15 protein-coding genes are annotated in these 16,850 nt (G+C 47.5%); 7 read left to right on the top strand and 8 right to left on the bottom strand.

Features of this window, described 5'->3' with window-relative positions:
- The first annotated feature begins 111 nt into the window (after nucleotides 1–111).
- The gene (locus R6242_RS16705) at nucleotides 112–1,080 is read left to right on the top strand and encodes a spermidine/putrescine ABC transporter substrate-binding protein (RefSeq protein WP_318428912.1); all 969 of its coding nucleotides are present in this window, start codon (nucleotides 112–114) and stop codon (nucleotides 1,078–1,080) included.
- 144 nt (nucleotides 1,081–1,224) lie between these two features.
- Nucleotides 1,225–1,665, top strand: coding sequence for a hypothetical protein (locus R6242_RS16700; protein WP_318428909.1), 441 nt, complete (start codon nucleotides 1,225–1,227; stop codon nucleotides 1,663–1,665).
- Between the two features lie 47 nt (nucleotides 1,666–1,712).
- Here R6242_RS16700 and R6242_RS16695 read toward each other — a convergent pair whose 3' ends face one another.
- The 3 genes from R6242_RS16695 to R6242_RS16685 form a co-directional block, all read right to left on the bottom strand.
- Entirely contained in the window at nucleotides 1,713–2,933 is a 1,221-nt protein-coding gene (locus R6242_RS16695; RefSeq protein WP_293938219.1) for a uracil-xanthine permease family protein, read from the bottom strand.
- 233 nt (nucleotides 2,934–3,166) lie between these two features.
- On the bottom strand, nucleotides 3,167–3,796 hold the full coding sequence (upp, locus tag R6242_RS16690; protein WP_293938217.1) for a uracil phosphoribosyltransferase: 630 nt from the start codon (nucleotides 3,794–3,796) through the stop codon (nucleotides 3,167–3,169).
- Between the two features lie 141 nt (nucleotides 3,797–3,937).
- Entirely contained in the window at nucleotides 3,938–4,306 is a 369-nt protein-coding gene (locus R6242_RS16685) for a DMT family protein (RefSeq protein ID WP_318428906.1), read from the bottom strand.
- Nucleotides 4,307–4,359: 53 nt separating this feature from the next.
- On the opposite strand from R6242_RS16685, the gene R6242_RS16680 reads away from it, so the two are divergent.
- Nucleotides 4,360–5,421 carry a tetratricopeptide repeat protein gene (locus R6242_RS16680; RefSeq protein WP_318428904.1) on the top strand — a complete coding sequence of 354 codons (1,062 nt, stop codon included), beginning with the start codon at nucleotides 4,360–4,362 and terminating at the stop codon, nucleotides 5,419–5,421.
- Between the two features lie 6 nt (nucleotides 5,422–5,427).
- Entirely contained in the window at nucleotides 5,428–6,693 is a 1,266-nt protein-coding gene (locus tag R6242_RS16675) for a L,D-transpeptidase family protein (RefSeq protein WP_318428902.1), read from the top strand.
- Between the two features lie 65 nt (nucleotides 6,694–6,758).
- On the opposite strand, the gene tilS is transcribed toward R6242_RS16675, so the two are convergent.
- The 3 genes from tilS to fliW form a co-directional block, all read right to left on the bottom strand.
- On the bottom strand, nucleotides 6,759–8,099 hold the full coding sequence (gene tilS, locus R6242_RS16670; protein WP_318428900.1) for a tRNA lysidine(34) synthetase TilS: 1,341 nt from the start codon (nucleotides 8,097–8,099) through the stop codon (nucleotides 6,759–6,761).
- Nucleotides 8,068–9,036, bottom strand: coding sequence for an acetyl-CoA carboxylase carboxyltransferase subunit alpha (locus R6242_RS16665; RefSeq protein WP_318428898.1), 969 nt, complete (start codon nucleotides 9,034–9,036; stop codon nucleotides 8,068–8,070). Before R6242_RS16665 ends, tilS begins: the two co-directional genes overlap by 32 nt.
- 139 nt (nucleotides 9,037–9,175) lie before the next feature.
- Nucleotides 9,176–9,592, bottom strand: coding sequence for a flagellar assembly protein FliW (gene fliW, locus R6242_RS16660; RefSeq protein WP_318428896.1), 417 nt, complete (start codon nucleotides 9,590–9,592; stop codon nucleotides 9,176–9,178).
- A 1,546-nt stretch (nucleotides 9,593–11,138) separates the two neighbouring features.
- On the opposite strand from fliW, the gene R6242_RS16655 reads away from it, so the two are divergent.
- Entirely contained in the window at nucleotides 11,139–11,897 is a 759-nt protein-coding gene (locus tag R6242_RS16655) for a M48 family metallopeptidase (protein WP_293932976.1), read from the top strand.
- Between the two features lie 89 nt (nucleotides 11,898–11,986).
- Here R6242_RS16655 and R6242_RS16650 read toward each other — a convergent pair whose 3' ends face one another.
- On the bottom strand, nucleotides 11,987–12,457 hold the full coding sequence (locus R6242_RS16650) for an Lrp/AsnC family transcriptional regulator (RefSeq protein WP_293932977.1): 471 nt from the start codon (nucleotides 12,455–12,457) through the stop codon (nucleotides 11,987–11,989).
- Nucleotides 12,458–12,697: 240 nt separating this feature from the next.
- Between R6242_RS16650 and glmS the strand changes: the two genes are divergently transcribed.
- Nucleotides 12,698–14,515, top strand: coding sequence for a glutamine--fructose-6-phosphate transaminase (isomerizing) (gene glmS, locus R6242_RS16645; RefSeq protein ID WP_318428893.1), 1,818 nt, complete (start codon nucleotides 12,698–12,700; stop codon nucleotides 14,513–14,515).
- A 402-nt stretch (nucleotides 14,516–14,917) separates the two neighbouring features.
- On the opposite strand, the gene R6242_RS16640 is transcribed toward glmS, so the two are convergent.
- A complete protein-coding gene (locus R6242_RS16640) occupies nucleotides 14,918–15,427 on the bottom strand; it encodes a DUF6471 domain-containing protein (RefSeq protein WP_318428890.1) in 510 nt (169 codons plus the stop codon).
- Nucleotides 15,428–16,253: 826 nt separating this feature from the next.
- On the opposite strand from R6242_RS16640, the gene R6242_RS16635 reads away from it, so the two are divergent.
- Nucleotides 16,254–16,733: a hypothetical protein gene (locus R6242_RS16635; protein WP_318428888.1), complete on the top strand. Its 480-nt coding sequence runs from the start codon at nucleotides 16,254–16,256 to the stop codon at nucleotides 16,731–16,733.
- Nucleotides 16,734–16,850: the final 117 nt, after the last annotated feature.

Here is a 16,850-nt window from a genome sequence, read left to right as displayed (position 1 = left end):
TCATTTAAAGGAATAAATACAATGTGGAAATGGTTATTTTTAGGTTTTTTACTTCATGTGTCCTGGGCGAATGCAACTGACAAACTGTCGATCTATGTATGGAGCAACTCCATGCCTGCCAGTACCATCCAAGCATTTGAAGCACGCTGCCAATGCCGTGTAGAGCAAAGCTTTTATGGTGATAATGAAGAACTACTCGCAAAACTTGCCGCTGGCGCTAAGGGTTACGACCTTATTTTCCCCTCCACCTTTGTTTTGCCCGCCCTGATCGGCCCAAATAAGCTGATGCAGCTGGATAAAAGCAAGCTGCCACACAGCAAAGATATCCTCCCCGCTTTTCTACGCGTGCCTTACGATAATAACAACGCCTACCATGAGCCCTTTATGATCGGCGTGACGCTGCTGGGCTATAACGCAGAAAAACTAAAAGCTGCAGGAGTTGACCCAAGCAGCTGGGCAGCGATTTTTGACCCAGAGCAGCTCAAAAAAATCCGCAATAAAGTAACTGTTTTGGATAGCTCGCGTGAGTTATTTGCAGCCGCGCTAATGTATCTTGGCAAAGACCCTAATTCTGGCACGCAAGAAGACCTTGCTGCCGCCAGCGAAGTGATTCGCAAAGCTAAGCCTTATTGGGCGGCGTTTAACAACGACAGTTACAGCCGCCAACTTGCCAATGGCAATATCTGGTTGGCGATGGGTAATAGCTCAGATTTATTTCAGGCGCGCCGCGAAGTCAGAGAAACCAAACGCAAATTTAAGCTTGAGTTTACCGCGCAAAAAGAAGGCAATGAATGGTGGATGGATACCGTCGCCATTATGCGTGATGCACCAAGGCCAGATCTAGCCCATCAATTTATCGATTTTTTGCTAGAAGGCAAAACGGCAGCGGCGCAAGCTAAAGCCAGCGGCGGCATTAGCCCCGTCAGCACTGCAGCAGCTTTTCTAGACCCAGAACTCAGCCAACACCCCGTACTCAACCCAAAGCCCCAAGACTTTGCCAAGTGGACATTAATGCGCGCTTATAACGCCAATGAACGACGCTTATTAAGCCGTTATTGGACCGCCATCAAAGTACATTAATTTAGACCATGTAAGAATCAACGGGGAAGAATACTTTTAAACCACACCATTTCCCCCACTCACCCCCGTACGTAAATGATTGTATCTATCTAAAGTGCCATGTAATGTATACAACCAGAGGCATTTAGATACTGGAGTTAGAAAGTGGACGAAGGATTAGAGGTATTTTTTGAGCAATATGGGCAAGCGTATTCTGCCTTAGATGCAAACGCAGTCTCATCCATGTTTGCCTTGCCCTTTATGACCATTCATCAAGGCCAAGGAACCGTTTGGGAAACGATGGATTTATTGCTGCCTGCAACTGCAAGCTTACTAGGCTGGTTTGAACAACAGGGTTTTCTTAGTGCAAGTTATACAATTAAGGACGTACTCTGTATCAGCCCTGATTTTGCAAGCGTCAATCTCATCTGGTCGGTCACGCGCCTAGATATGGCCGCTTGGCAATACGGCACTTGCTACCATGTGAAGCGTGGGGCTGGCGGCTGGCGAATCTACGGTGTAGTGCAATTTGATACCGTGCCCGAGCTAGAAGAAGGCGTAGAAGCGGCGATCAAACTTCGGCACAGCTTACATTCAAATCTATAATCAATAGCGTGGGCCCAAAGCCCACGCCAAAAAGCTTTATAAACTATTTATGCAATCGCCTCTTGCTCAGCAGGCAACAGCAAGTTGATCAGAATGGCCAACACACTCACCAAACCTACCCCTGCCAGATTAAAATCACCAATCTTCAGCATCAAGCCACCAATCCCGCAGGTGAGCACCACAGACACAATCACCAAATTACGCGGAGCCATCAGGTTTAGCTTTGCATCTATCAGGGTTTTCAGACCAATACTCGCAATCGTACCGAATAAGAGCACCATAATCCCGCCCATTACTGGCAGAGGAATCGATTGCAACAGCGCATTAAATTTACCAAAAAACGCCAGAATAACCGCCAAAACGGCCGCCCAAGTCATGATGACAGGATTAAAGTTTCGGGTAATCATCAGCGCACCGGTGACTTCTGAATAAGTGGTGATCGGCGGGCCACCAATCAGCCCAGCAAAGCACACACCAAAACCATCACCCGCCAAGGTGCGGTGCAAACCAGGTGATTTGGTGTAATCATCCCCCGTTACCTGCCCCACCGCCATCACCGCGCCAATATGCTCAATCGTTGGTGCAATCGCCACAGGCAGCATAAATAACGCTGCAGCCCAGTTTACCTCTGGCGTCACAAAATGCGGCATCGCAAACCATGGCGCAGCAGCAATCGCCGTAAAATCAATTACGCCCATAAAAATGGCGGAAATATAGCCCACCACTACACCAGATAAAATAGGCACTAGGCGTAGCATTCCGCCAGCAAATACCGAAACAATAATTGTTGTACCCAGAGAAATTGCCGCCAAGAATAAAGAAGTGTTGTAGGCCACCAGCTGCTTACCACCGCCCTGCCCCATTGCCATACCTGACGCCGCCACCGCAACCGACAAACCAATCACCATAATCACGGGGCCAATCACTACCGGCGGTAGCAATTTATGAATAAAACCCATGCCGCGCCATTTGATCAAGCCCGCAATGACAAAATACATAAAACCGGCCGCAAATAGGCCAAACTGCGTCGCGGCTTGCCCCCAAGTATGCATGGCAAAAATAATCGGCCCAATAAAGGCAAAGGAAGAGCCTAAAAAGATGGGGACTTTACGGCCAGTAAGCCATTGAAATACCAAAGTGCCTACCCCCGCGCCCAAAAGGGCCATCGCAGGATTCAATCCTGTTAGCAAAGGCACCAACACCAAAGCACCAAACGCTACAAATAAAATCTGCGCTCCCGAAACAAACTGCTTTAAGGCAAACCACATAAACACCGCTCCCATAGCAGCCTGCCGGACTTAGGGCCGACCTACTGCAAAAATGCCTAATTCGGCCATATTTCACGCATCTTCTCGTTAAATAGCTCGCTATTCGCCTCAAAAATGCATGAAATCTGTCTCGAACTGGTCATTGTTTCGTGACGATCGTCTAAGTCCGACAGGCTACAAGATACAAAAATCCCCCTTCTGCGAGGGGGATGATTTAAAACTTAAAACTCAGATTACTTTGTTGTACCAAAAATCTTATCTCCAGCATCCCCAAGCCCAGGAATAATGTAGCCCTGCTCATTTAAGTGGCTATCTAGCGAGGCGGCCACGATTTCTACATCAGGGTGAGCATCATTAACCAGTTTCACGCCCTCAGGAGCGGCCACCATTACAATCGCTTTGATATCTTTACAGCCATTGCGCTTAAGCATATCGATGGTTGCAACTAAAGAGCCACCCGTGGCCAGCATAGGATCGATGATCAAGGCGAGGCGATCTTCTAGATTGCCGACAAATTTTTCAAAGTAAGGCTCAGGCTGCAGTGTTTCTTCATTACGCGCTAAACCCACTACGCTGATTTTGGCCGAAGGCACTAAATCTAGTACACCATTGAGCATGCCAATACCCGCACGCAAAATAGGCACAACGGTGAGCTTTTTACCTTTTACCTGCTGAACTTCTACAGGGCCACACCAGCCAGCAATCAGGGTGGTTTCTAATGGCAAATCACGCGTTGCTTCATAGGCCAACAAACGAGCCAGCTCTTCTGTAAGCAATCGAAATTTATTAGTGCTGACGTTTTCTGCGCGAAGTAGCGCCAGTTTGTGTTGCACCAAGGGGTGTTTTACAACGGTAATTTGCATGACGGCGCCCAAAAAAACAAATATTAACATTTCAGTGTAGCGCTCCTTACACAAAAGCGCATCGGTGAAAATACAACTTGCATACAGAATAAATCGTTTCACTTCATTAGGATTTAATATCAAACAATAAATATAACGCTATCAAGCACCACGAAACATAAAATAGACCGCGCCTAACAAACATAAGCCTGCCCATAGAAAATCCAGCTTAAGTGGTTGATTCATATAAAATACAGCAAACGGAATAAACACCGACAAGCTAATAACCTCTTGAATGATTTTCAACTGAGGCAATGTATAAACACCAATCCCGATTCGATTGGCGGGCACCTGTAATAAATACTCAAATAAAGCGATACCCCAGCTCAATAGCGCAGCCAATAACCAAGGTTTGCTATGGGCGTACTTCAAGTGCCCATACCAAGCCACAGTCATAAACACATTGGATGCAATCAAAAGTAGGATAGATATAATAGATGGGGGCAGGTTCATTGCGGCAAGGACGCTCATTTTTTGTTAAACTCGCCCAGTTTAGCGCCTGACCAACTGTTTTGGACACACATATGACACTGCGTAGCATTGCCTTAGCCCTTGTGCCTCTTTTTTTATCCCTAAACGTGCTCGCTGGGGATGCTGAGGATATTCAGCAGTTACTTAAATCCAAGCAATTACCGCAGGCGCTGGATCGTGCGGATAAAGCCCTGATCAAATCCCCTAAAGAGCCATCCATTCGCTTTTTGCGCGGCATTATTCTGACAGAAATGGGCAGAACCGATGAAGGCATCAAAGCCTTTACTCAGCTTTCTGCAGACAACCCACAGCTTCCTGAACCATATAATAACTTAGCAGTGCTTTACGCTCAGCAAAACCAATTAGATAAAGCGCGTGCGGCCCTGCTGATGGCAATACAAACCAACCCCGCTTATGCCACTGCGCATGAAAACCTAGGTGATCTATACGCACGCCTCGCTTCCCAAGCTTATGACAAAGCACTGCAATTAGAGGGAAGCAATCCAACGGTGCAAACCAAATTAAAAATGGTAGGCAGCCTTTTTGGTAACCCAATAGCCCCAAGCAAAGCGTCTAGCGCCAAAGTAGCAATAGTCACCCCAGCGGCTAAACCAGCGGACGTGGTCGCCATAGTCACGCCAACCGCAAAACCATTAACTACACCAAGCCCTGTGCCTGCCAAGCCAACTGCCACACCAGCACCAGTTGTTAAAGCCACGCCTGCCCCAACACTTGCCCCTACTCCAGCACCGAAGCTTGAAACTCATGATGCAGATAAGCAACAAATTGCCGCTGCGGTTGAAGGCTGGGCGCAGGCATGGAGTAAGCAAAATGTGAACGGCTATCTAGCCGCTTATGGCAATGATTTTAAGACCCCTGGCGGGCAAAAATTTAGCGCATGGGGGGCAGAGCGCCGTAATCGAATTAACAGCCCTAAATCAATCGAAGTAAAAATCTCTGATTTAAAAATAGAGATCAATGACGATAGTACGGCCAAAGCACGCTTTCGCCAGTCTTATAAGGCCAGTCACTTATCGAGTACGACTGGTAAAACTTTAATCCTAGCAAAATCGGGCGGCCGTTGGCTGATCCGAGAAGAGCGAACAGGCTCCTAATCACGTATGCGTAGTTTGTTTATCTGGGGCAAGCGTAGTGCTTGCCTACTTGCCCTACTGATGCTTGCGCCACCTGCTCGCCCTATTGTTTCGGACCCCGCCAAACCCCGTTTTCTGGAAGAGAAAATAGGCAACGCGAGCCTTGGCTCGCCTGAGCAAAGAATCTTGGCGGCCATTGACCATATTCGTCACGGCAAACTGGCGGATGCGCGCGCCACCGTCAATGCTTTATTGCTAGAACACCCCAATTATCGCCTCGCCCATCTGCTTTCTGGCGATCTATACGCAATGCGCACTATGCCACTGAATAATATTGGCGCAGGAGCGAGCAGCCCCTCAAGCGACAAGCTGGATGATCTACGTAAAGAGGCGCTTGCACGGATCAGTAGCCGCCAAAGTAGCGAGCCACACAGCTTATTGCCCGCTCACTTACTGGTGTTTGCCCCTGGCCAGCAATATGCCATTTTGGTCGATGCTGCGGCATCCCGTGTGTATGTGTTTAAAAATGTAGATGGCGTACCTAGCTATGTCACCGATCACTACGCCACCATCGGCAAGCTAGGGGCAGATAAATTTAAAGAAGGCGATCAACGCACACCTCTCGGGGTGTACTTTGTGACCAGCCACCTGACACGCCCTTATCTGGATAAAACCCGTGGCGCTCAGGCTGATTTATACGGCGTAGGCGCATGGCCGATTTCTTTCCCCAATGAGATCGATAAAAGCGAAGGACGCACTGGTTCTGGCATTTGGCTACATGGCGTTCCAGCCAACACTTACGCGCGTGCGCCTTGGGCATCCAATGGCTGCGTGGCCATGACCAATGAAGAAATGCTCGATATCGCGCAATATATTCAAATTGGCCAAACCCCCGTCGTGATCGTTCCTAAGGCCGAATGGGTCAGCAAAGTAGAATGGCAATCTAGGCACGATGCTGCGCTCAGCCTGATTGACGACTGGCGCGAAGAATGGGAATCACTGAAGACTCAGCCCTATTTAAGCCGATATGGCAAACAATTTAAGAGTGACGATGGGCAAGACCTTGCCACTTGGAGCCGCCAAAAAACCTCGGTGAGCGCAAGTAAAAGCTGGAGTAAAGTTCGGCTTGATGATCTCAGCATCTTTGCCAGCGGCGGGCCTAATCCACGCTTAACCACCAGCTTTAAACAAGATTATCGCAGCAACAATCTAGATAATCAGATGAAAAAGCGCCAATACTGGCAACAAGAAGATGGCGCATGGAAAATCATTTATGAAGGTGCCGCCACTTAAACCACATATACCAAAAAAAGCCCCGAGCATTTAACGCTTGGGGCTTTTTTATGCCCGCTCAGCACTCACAGCAAGCGCCACAGAGGCATAAACCCAGCTTCGCCCTCGGCCCTAAACACGCTGGCCACACCCACGCCTGGCACCGCAGCCAATACCCCATCTAGATAAATAAGCGGGTTAGATTGCCTTTGCCACGGTGGTATTTTCGCTTCTTGGTAAAGCTGTTTTAAAGCGCGGCTTGGGCCATTTTTAACTAGCCGTAATGATTCGCCCCCCAAGCGAGGGCGCAATTCCAACACCGCTTGGCTAAGCCGTTTTGCCGCGATACCCTGCTCACTGGCTTGCCAGCTGAGCACCCCATGCCACGCATCCACCTTAGATTGCATCACCCAAGGCAATGCAAGCGCCTGACCGATTGGGATTTGCGATGGAGTGATAAAAAGCCGGTACTGATAGCGCCGAATCGCACGATCACGCCAATGCAAAGCGGGCTGAGCATCCTCGCCCGCAGTAAACGCCACCCGCAGCAATTCCTCAAAAGCCCGCGTATCCAGCTGCAAACCGTGGCGAGTCAACCAATAACGCAAAACATGACGTAAGCGCAGCGGCGATAAAGCCACGCGTAAATCAAAAGCATCACCCTGCACGGCATGCTCTAAATCCCCAGCAGCAAGCTCCTGCAACAAATCATCTGCCTCTGCCGCGTGCTGCGCCACCCGAGCCAAGGTAGCGCTTGCACTAGGCCACACCGTTTCTAACTGGGGAATAATTTGATTACGTAAAAAATTTCGATCGTAGCGCGAATCCTGATTGCTTTCGTCCTCGATCCACTCCAAACCATATTGCTTGGCGTAATCAGCTAGATCCTGCCGAGTAAAATCCAATAAGGGGCGCAAAATACCCATCTGCGTATTTTGCATACGCCACTCAGGCATGGCCGCCAAACCACGCAAGCCGCTTCCGCGTAGCAAATTAAGCAGCACCGTTTCTGCCTGATCATTTTTATGCTGAGCCAACAGCAGCACGTCGCAAGCTTGCCGCTCAAAAGCGCCATACCTTGCTGCCCGTGCCGCGCCTTCGACGCCCATTCCTGCATAGGGCAAGAGTGAAACCCGCTCCACCGCGCACTCCACATCCAGCCGATTACATAGCGCTTGTGCAAACTGCGCCCAAGCATCGGCATTAGCCGATAAACCGTGGTGAACATGAATGGCGCGCAGCACAAATCGCTGCTGGCATAAACCAGCCAACAAATGCAGGAGTACAACTGAATCGAGCCCTCCTGATAAACCCACGCAGAGGATGGGTTTATCAGGAGGGCTCATGGAAAACAAGCGGCGTTCGAGTATTTGCTCTACCCGCAGCGACAATGCATCAGGAAACAGACTCTTCCTTAAACTTGCCATAACTCATCGCTCGCTCAAACCTTGCATCTAACAGCTCATCAATCGACTTAGCTTGCAAGTTCTTCAAAGCATCAGCTAGGTTTTTTCTCATCGTTACCATCATTTGCTGATAATCACGGTGAGCGCCGCCTAAAGGCTCAGCAATCACCTTATCGATGATATCCAGCGTTTTTAAACGGTTTGCGGTAATCCCCAAAGCTTCAGCCGCCTCGGGAGCTTTTTCTGCGGTTTTCCACAGAATAGACGCGCAGCCTTCTGGCGTAATCACAGAGTAAGTGGCGTACTGCAACATCTGCACCACGTCTCCCACCGCAATCGCTAAAGCACCGCCTGAGCCGCCTTCACCAATAACAGTACAAATCACCGGTATACGTAACTTGGCCATTTCAAACAGATTACGACCAATCGCCTCTGATTGCCCACGCTCTTCAGCGCCAACCCCCGGATAAGCCCCTGGGGTATCGATAAAGGTAATCAGCGGGATATTAAATTTTTCCGCCAGCTTCATCAGGCGTAAAGCCTTGCGATAGCCTTCTGGACGCGGCATACCAAAGTTACGGTACTGCCGATCTTTAGTATCTCTACCCTTTTGATGCCCAATCACCATGACTGATTGACCATTAAAACGGGCCAAGCCACCCACAATCGCTGCATCATCAGCGTAGCTTCGATCACCGTGTAGCTCTTCAAAATCGGTAAACAGAGCCTTAATATAATCCAAGGTGTAAGGCCGTTGCGGATGGCGGGCCACCTGCGAAATCTGCCAAGTTGCCAATTTCGAGTAAATTGTCTTGGTTAATTCTCGGCTCTTTTTTTCGAGATGGCCAATCTCTACAGAAATATCAACGGCGGAATCGTCTTGAACGAAGCGCAATTCTTCGATTTTGTTTTCAAGCTCCGCGATCGGCTGCTCGAAATCGAGGAAGGTCGTTTTCATGCTGCTCTCCTGCTGCGCGCGACTAATGACAACCTTAAAGTAGGCTGCCCGAAAAATTCGTGGATCATACAGCAAGCAGAGCAAGCACCCAAGATACTCATACCGCTAAGCACCACTAAATCTCTATAAATTTGAAAAATTAACTACGGAACACAATATCAGCGCGGATACCTACTTTCTGCAAAGCCTTACGGCTCTTGATGTTGAGCACTACAGGTGCTTGGGTGTTTGCAGAAATTTCACGACCTTCTTCTAAAGGGCGCGAGAGCAAAAGTAACAAAATTGCATCGGCGGTATCTTCCAACTCAATCAAAGCACACTCTTCATCGCTCAGCTCCACTTCATAGCTCAGTCCCAGATGCTCCACCTGCACTAGGCTAAAGCTTAAATCCGCGTCATCCAGAGACTGCAACCAACGCACACGTGGATTAGGCTGCTCTTCATGCAGCAGCTTATAGCGCGTGCACTTTTCAAAGCCTGGCATCCCCAAAGGGAAAGTCAGCACCGTTTCTGGATCAATATCTATTTCACCAAAACGCGTATTTAATGTTTGCATGATCTGAGCCTGTAGAAAGTTAAAAGACAATATATACACAACTAAAGCAACAACCAGCGTAAGACATTGCTCTAGTTTATTCTGGTAGATCACTTCCAGCAGCGTTTATGTTGAGCTACCTGCTTATGCACTGGGAGGTGGCTTATTCAGGCCATACTTAAAAACCAAACTTGCAGACTAAATCAAAAAAATTGAATACGCTCTTCATGCCCAAAAACATCACCGCTCTTGCCCCGCAAGTAAATGCTTACCTGATTATGTCTCTTGCTCATTTTTTGTCGTTGGGCTGGAATATCAACGTGAATCGAGTTAACTCGTAGGGGCGCTGCTTGCTGCGCCCTCGCTGAACAGGGCGCAGCAAGCAGCGCCCCTACAGAATATTGGCCTACATGTCATATATGGCTTTTTTTGAGCAAGAGACATAATCAGGAATGCTTATTATAGGCCAGATATCGACTCATTTTTTTAGAAGGCACTGAAGGAAATGCTGATCAAATCAATAAATTAACTAATTTGTTGATATCGGCCACATGGTCTGCCGTCATGATTAGAGTAAGCCCATAAACCCAGATACGCTAAAGTAATTAGTCATGACTAGCGATTGGAAAAACCTAGAGCCAAACCAAGAAGGGGAAATTATCTAGCCCCTTATAAATTAATACCTGATTATGCCTCTTGCTCAGTAACACCAATGTCAATAAATTTTTTAGAACCGCACTTTGTTTTTGTAAGCTGGATAAAACCTAATCCTATCAACTTAAGATTTAACCAACATGTAGGGTGGACAAGGCGGTTTATCTTGCCCACGCGGATACGCGGCGTGGGCAAAAAACGCACCCACCCTACAATGTTTTAACATGCTTGCAATAGTGCAATCCAAGTTGAAGCCTGTGTAACAATTAAAACATTCCCCTTAAGTTGATAGGATTGGGTTTCGCTCGCCCTACGATGTTTCAACGCTTGCAATAGATAGATCTAAGTTGATTACTTAAGGTTTAACGATCAACAGCGCCCTTATGTTGATAGGGTTGGGATAAAACCCGCGAACAATCCTCAACAAACACAAGGATTTCACCCAATATGCGCTATTTATGATGAATGTGAGCAAGAGGCATAATCAGGAATTAATATATCAGACTATTTATCTATTGGCACTGATCCAGCAAGCGCATGATGCTAACTGCCAGCAAAAATGCAATTAATCTAAAATATCATCACCATAGTAATTCTGCTTTAAATATTTGTCGCTTTACAAAATCACAGAAAATAAGCCAAAAAAAATCCTAAATATTTCTCCTAGGGATTCAAGGTATAAAGCGGATTACCTATATACAGCACAATGCCGTTGTATTATAAATCACGCCCTAAACAAATGGCTCTGCGCACCGCCGCAGATAAATTCCATCTATTTTGTGGAAAATAAACCGCAGTTCTTTAAATAGCCATAATACTTTGGCTGTATAAAAATAATAATTCTGGCGTTTATCTCTACCATTCAATTTATTGGTAAATAAATCATCACCTTAAATACCCCAAAGGAAATAATATGAAACTACGTGCCCTTGCCCTTAGCGGCCTGTTTACCTGCTTACTTGCCCCAGCTGCATCGGCCTTTGATTTAGGCGGTTTAATGAAAGCAGGCGAACAAGCCCTGCAAGCAGCTACCTTATCTGATGCCGATGTAAAATCGCTGGCAAATCAAGCCTGTGTACAAAGCGATTCTGAATCATCCATTGCTCCAGCCAAAAACAAATACAGCAAACGCTTGGATATTATTGCTAAAAAACTAGGCAGCGATATCAATGGCCAGCCCGTTAATTACAAGGTTTACCTAACCAAAGATGTGAATGCATGGGCCATGGCCAATGGCTGCATCCGTGTTTACAGCGGCCTGATGGATTTAATGACAGACGATGAAGTGATTGGCGTACTGGGCCACGAAATGGGCCACGTCGCACTGGGCCACAGCAAAAAAGCCATGCAAACTGCCTACGCTGTTACAGCAGCACGCACCGCAGCAGGCTCGGCGGGCAATGCCACCGTAGCTCAATTAAGCGGCTCTAATCTAGGCGAGTTTACTGAAAGCCTTGTAAATGCTCAGTTCTCGCAATCGCAAGAATCTGACGCAGATAATTTTTCTTTTGATGTATTAACTCAGAAAAAATTAAACCGTGAAGCCTTGGCTTCAGCCTTCCAGAAGCTAGAAAAGCTGGGTGGCGGCGAGCACAGCATGCTCAGCTCGCACCCTGCATCTGCAGATCGCGCTAAAAACATTCAAGCAAAAATTGAAAGCAGCAAGAAGTAAGCATTAATCAGGGGATGGCCTTGGCCATCCTCTTTTTTATTGCCCTACAAAAACGAACACAGCAATATCCTACCTAAGCAAACACCACATCAAACCGCCAGATACGTCTCAAACTTACTTCTAAAGATTGAAAAAAAGCTTCTTACATTGCGAATATTCGATTGCGTAGCAAACAGGCGATGGGCTAGTTGGTGATAAGCATTCATATCTGCCACCTGAATAATCAGCACAAAATCTGGCCCCGGCGAAACGCGATAGCACTGCTGCACCGCAAACTCCCCTGCAGCTAGTTTTTCGAATTCCAGCATCTTTTCCGTGGTCTGAATATCCAGCGTGATTTCTACAATCGCGGTTAAGCCTGCGCCCACTTTATCTGGGGCAAGGATGGCAACCTGCTTGGCAATCACGCCCTCTTCCCATAAACGCTTAACCCGCCGCAAACAGGTAGGCGGCGAGGCGTGAACTTTAGCGGCCAAATCTTGATTACTGAGAGAAGAATCTTGCTGTAATTGTTGCAAGATACGCTTATCCAGCTCATCTAATACCGTGATCGATGTCATAAAAATTCACAATTATCATAAATATGAAATAAAAATTTACAAAAATAGATGGAAATCTATTTATTTCATAATATATTAAATTTTGAAAGATATATTCACATCAAACCATTTAGGATGAAAAGATTGCTCCATACATGATGTAGGGTGGATGCAACCCGCGTCTTTTCAGCATTACTCGCGGGGTACGCCTGCCCTACATGATTTACAACCTTTTCATTTATCTTATCCCCCGAGGTTTCTATGTGCGGTATTGTCGGCGCAGTTGCTCAACGTAATATCACCCCTATTTTGTTAGAAGGGCTTAAGCGGCTTGAATACCGTGGTTACGATTCCTGCGGCGTGGCCTTGCATGTGGATGGCAAATTGCAGCGCTCGCGCAGCACCTCCCGCGTGACCGAGCTGCAAGCGCAAATCGATCAGACTGGCTTAGCCGGCTTTACCGGCATTGCCCACACCCGCTGGGCCACCCACGGCGTGCCCTCATCAGCCAATGCTCACCCGCATTTTTCAAAGGAACGCATTGCGCTGGTGCACAACGGTATTATCGAAAACCACGAAGAGCTACGTGCCGAGCTAACCGCAGCTGGCTATGTATTTGAAAGCCAAACCGATACCGAAGTGATCGCCCACTTAATCGATCATCTCTACCAAGGCGATTTATTTGCTTCCGTACAGCAAGCCGTCAAACGCCTGAGCGGCGCATTTGCCATTGCCGTATTTTGCCGCGACGAGCCGCACCGCGTGGTGGGTGCGCGTTTAGGATCGCCGCTGATTGTGGGCGTTGGCCAAGGAGAAAACTTCTTAGCATCGGACGCGATGGCTATCGCAGGCACCACGGATCAAATTATTTATCTGGAAGAAGGCGATGTGGTTGATCTGCAATTACAGAAATGCTGGATTGTAGATAGCGAAGGCAAACCCGTGACGCGGGAAGTACGCACCGTGCAAGCCCACAGCGGCGGCGCAGAGCTAGGCCCTTACCGCCACTATATGCAAAAAGAAATCTTTGAGCAGCCACGCGCCATTGCCGACACGCTAGAGGGCGTAGCCAATATCATGCCTGAGCTATTTGGCGATAAAGCTTACGGCATCTTCAAAGAAATTGATTCGGTACTCATCTTGGCCTGCGGCACCAGCTATTACGCAGGGCTAACCGCTAAATACTGGATTGAATCCATCGCCAAAATTCCGGTGAATGTAGAAATCGCCAGCGAATACCGCTATCGCGATAGCGTGCCCAATCCTAAAAGCCTAGTCGTCACCATCAGCCAAAGCGGCGAAACCGCCGACACCCTCGCCGCGCTAAAGCACGCCAGAAGCTTAGGTATGCCGCACACCCTTACCGTGTGTAATGTGTCCACCAGCGCTATGGTGCGCGAATGCGAGCTAGCCTATATCACCCATGCAGGGGTAGAAATCGGTGTGGCATCAACCAAAGCATTTACCACCCAGCTGGCCGCATTATTCTTACTGGCGCTTTCTTTAGCCCAGGTAAAAGGCTTACTCAGTGACGAGCAAGAAGCCGAGCACATCAAAGCCATGCGCCACCTGCCAGTCGCCATTAGCGCCGTGCTGGCGCTAGAGCCACAAATCATTGCCTGGGCCGAGCAATTTGCCAGCAAAGAAAACGCCCTCTTCCTAGGCCGTGGTCTGCACTACCCCATTGCCCTAGAAGGCGCGCTTAAGCTCAAAGAAATCTCCTACATCCATGCCGAAGCCTACCCCGCTGGCGAGCTAAAACACGGCCCGCTGGCGCTGGTCACCAAAGAAATGCCTGTGGTTACCGTAGCCCCTAACGACACCCTGATCGAAAAACTAAAATCCAATATGCAAGAAGTGCGCGCCCGAGGCGGCGAGCTATATGTATTTGCCGACGCTGATTCCCGCATCACCGCCAGCGAAGGCGTCCACGTCATCCGCCTACCCGAACACTACGGCCTACTCTCCCCCATCCTACACACCGTGCCCTTACAACTACTGGCCTACCACACGGCACTAGCACGCGGGACGGATGTAGATAAGCCGAGGAATTTAGCCAAGAGTGTTACGGTGGAGTGAGGGCGATTACTTAATTTTTGTGATTTGTCCTTGAGAAATAGAAGTGCTTTTATACTTCGTTTTTTTTAAAAAAACGAAGGGGTAGTTTCTGGCTGTAACCCGCATCCAGACTAGAAATAGTACTCTTTTATTTCCAAGGACTTTTACAGGATAGCGCTCTCATCATTACCCCCTCAAACCCACTATTTTTTTGTAGTTTCAGTATCGCCAAACCCTTGGTAGTGCAACTATTAAGCCAACTTCAAGTCTGCCCCTATGCTTAAATACGGCAAGAAACGTGACACCTAATAACGGCTTCTTAAGCTACAGATTTTATGCAATAAAAAAGAGCGATATTTATCGCTCTTTTTTATTGCAAATCGAACATCATTTGGCATTGAAACACAACCAAACCCATTAATTTCAGACTGGAGTCACGCTGTCGTAGGCTACTGCCAATAAGTCTTCATAATCGATATAAAGCTCAAGACTTGAGCTTCCCAGAGCAACAAGGCACTGCAGCAATTCTGGCAAAGAAATACTTCCTGACTGTAGATGAATCACCAGAGTTTTTTCTGTCATATTGGCACCCAATCGAATCATCCTTTGTGCCAATTCATTAATTGTCACACTAGGATGACGGGCAAGCTCAATACTTATTACTGCTCGAACCTTAGCCTCCCAAGTAAGGCAGCACACGATAGAAGTTTCCCAATTCAAAGGTAGCTTTGCGTGAATCACATCAATAATTTGAAACAACAGTGCGGCTTTAATCCGACCCCGCGAAACTCGTGTTGCAAGACCTCGTTCACTCTCAAGGACTCCTGCTTTCTCAAGGGCTGTTGAGAGTTCAGCATAACTACAGTTCTTACGCGCCAACGCAACACGCACGACGCGCGCAGCTAACTCGACCCAACGAGTATCCGTTTCCATCCACAAAAATCCTTGCATAGTCAGAGCTTGTTTACTAGCGTAAAAACAGCAATAAATATTGCCGTTTATGAATGGCAATTAGGCTTGTTTTTACTAAGGAGGTGTATTGTGAAATTGTAGAAGAATTAAGAACTAAAGTCTTCTTTTGAAGGCAAGGAACCTGCAAACTACGCACACCAACTTAGATGCTTGTGGTGTCCGTGCTTTGCAAGTAAAAACATATTAAAAGGACGTGACAAAGCACACGTATAGTTACGTGTGCTTGAAATGAAAAATTAATTCTAGTAGTATCGGCAGCCTTGCTCGTATATTTTCAACATAGAGCCCTAGCTGAACCCCTATTTTAACAGGGAGAAAACTCAATTTGCAAGCAAAAAGGGCATTCTATGGTATACCAATTTAACATTTACAAAGGAAAGGACACGCAAAAGCGCACTTACTCAGCTAAAACCGCCACTTTTAAAGAGTTTCAGTTTTAAGCAGTACAAATGAAAACGGTGGATTGGGTTCCCCCCCAATCCACCGTCCGGTGACTATCTCGTAAGAGAACTACGCGCACCTACAACGCGTGTAGGCTCTCATATCGAGGTTGTCTTGTCAATCACTCGTGGGTGCCCCTTTTTGGGGTGCGCATGGGGATGTGTGTGAGAAACCTCATGTCGTCTTTTATTTCAAAGGACGCGGACCTAGCCTTCCCGCGTCAATTAGCGGCAATTCAATGCCACTACAAAAGGGCCCAATCTTCTGGAGCGTGTTTAGCCGCGCCCAAGCAGCTTTTAACTTCAAGAATAAAGCTTTTCCAGTCTCAATCACTGGGAGGCTTAGCATGAATACGCCTCATCAACTTCCAGTTACATCACCGGCCCCAGAAGCAAATTCACAGAATCACGTCAGTCCATCCGGCGCCACTCTTGAACGAACATTCGGTTTTGACTCGCTTTCAGCTCTATTGCGCTTTAGGAGCCTTGACGAAATTTGTGCTGAGTTGTCGTACAGAAGTATTCCGTATGGCGAATACGACAAAGTCATCGACCCTGCCGCAAAACTAGATGTTTTGTTTGATATTAAAGACGCATTTTTGCCAAATGCAAAAATGATGGAATTCACGGCTAACATTTTAGCCAGTATTCGGCGCTTATTTGCGGACCGTGACTTTAACAACCCTAGTTATCGAGTTTCATTTTATTCCAATCGCCAAGTATTTTCTGGGCAGGCACTCAAACCGATGCCGCAGTCTACACGTGCAATTGGTGAAGGGTGTTTTACGGTTACCGGCCCCTCTTTAATGGGGCGCAGTGCATTGTAAGCGCTCAGCCCTCCCACCTAGCCAGCTGCTTTAGCCTTCGTTATCTTGTGGGCTCTGATCTTTAACAAATGGCAGCAGCTCGTCAATTCGGCTATTGGGCCAAGTCGGGAGTTTTTC

It is taken from the genome of Iodobacter sp. CM08, assembly GCF_033446605.1.
GTDB lineage: Bacteria > Pseudomonadota > Gammaproteobacteria > Burkholderiales > Chitinibacteraceae > Iodobacter.
The sequence above is the reverse complement of the archived record's forward strand: the minus strand, read 5'-3'. Positions and strand labels throughout refer to the sequence as shown.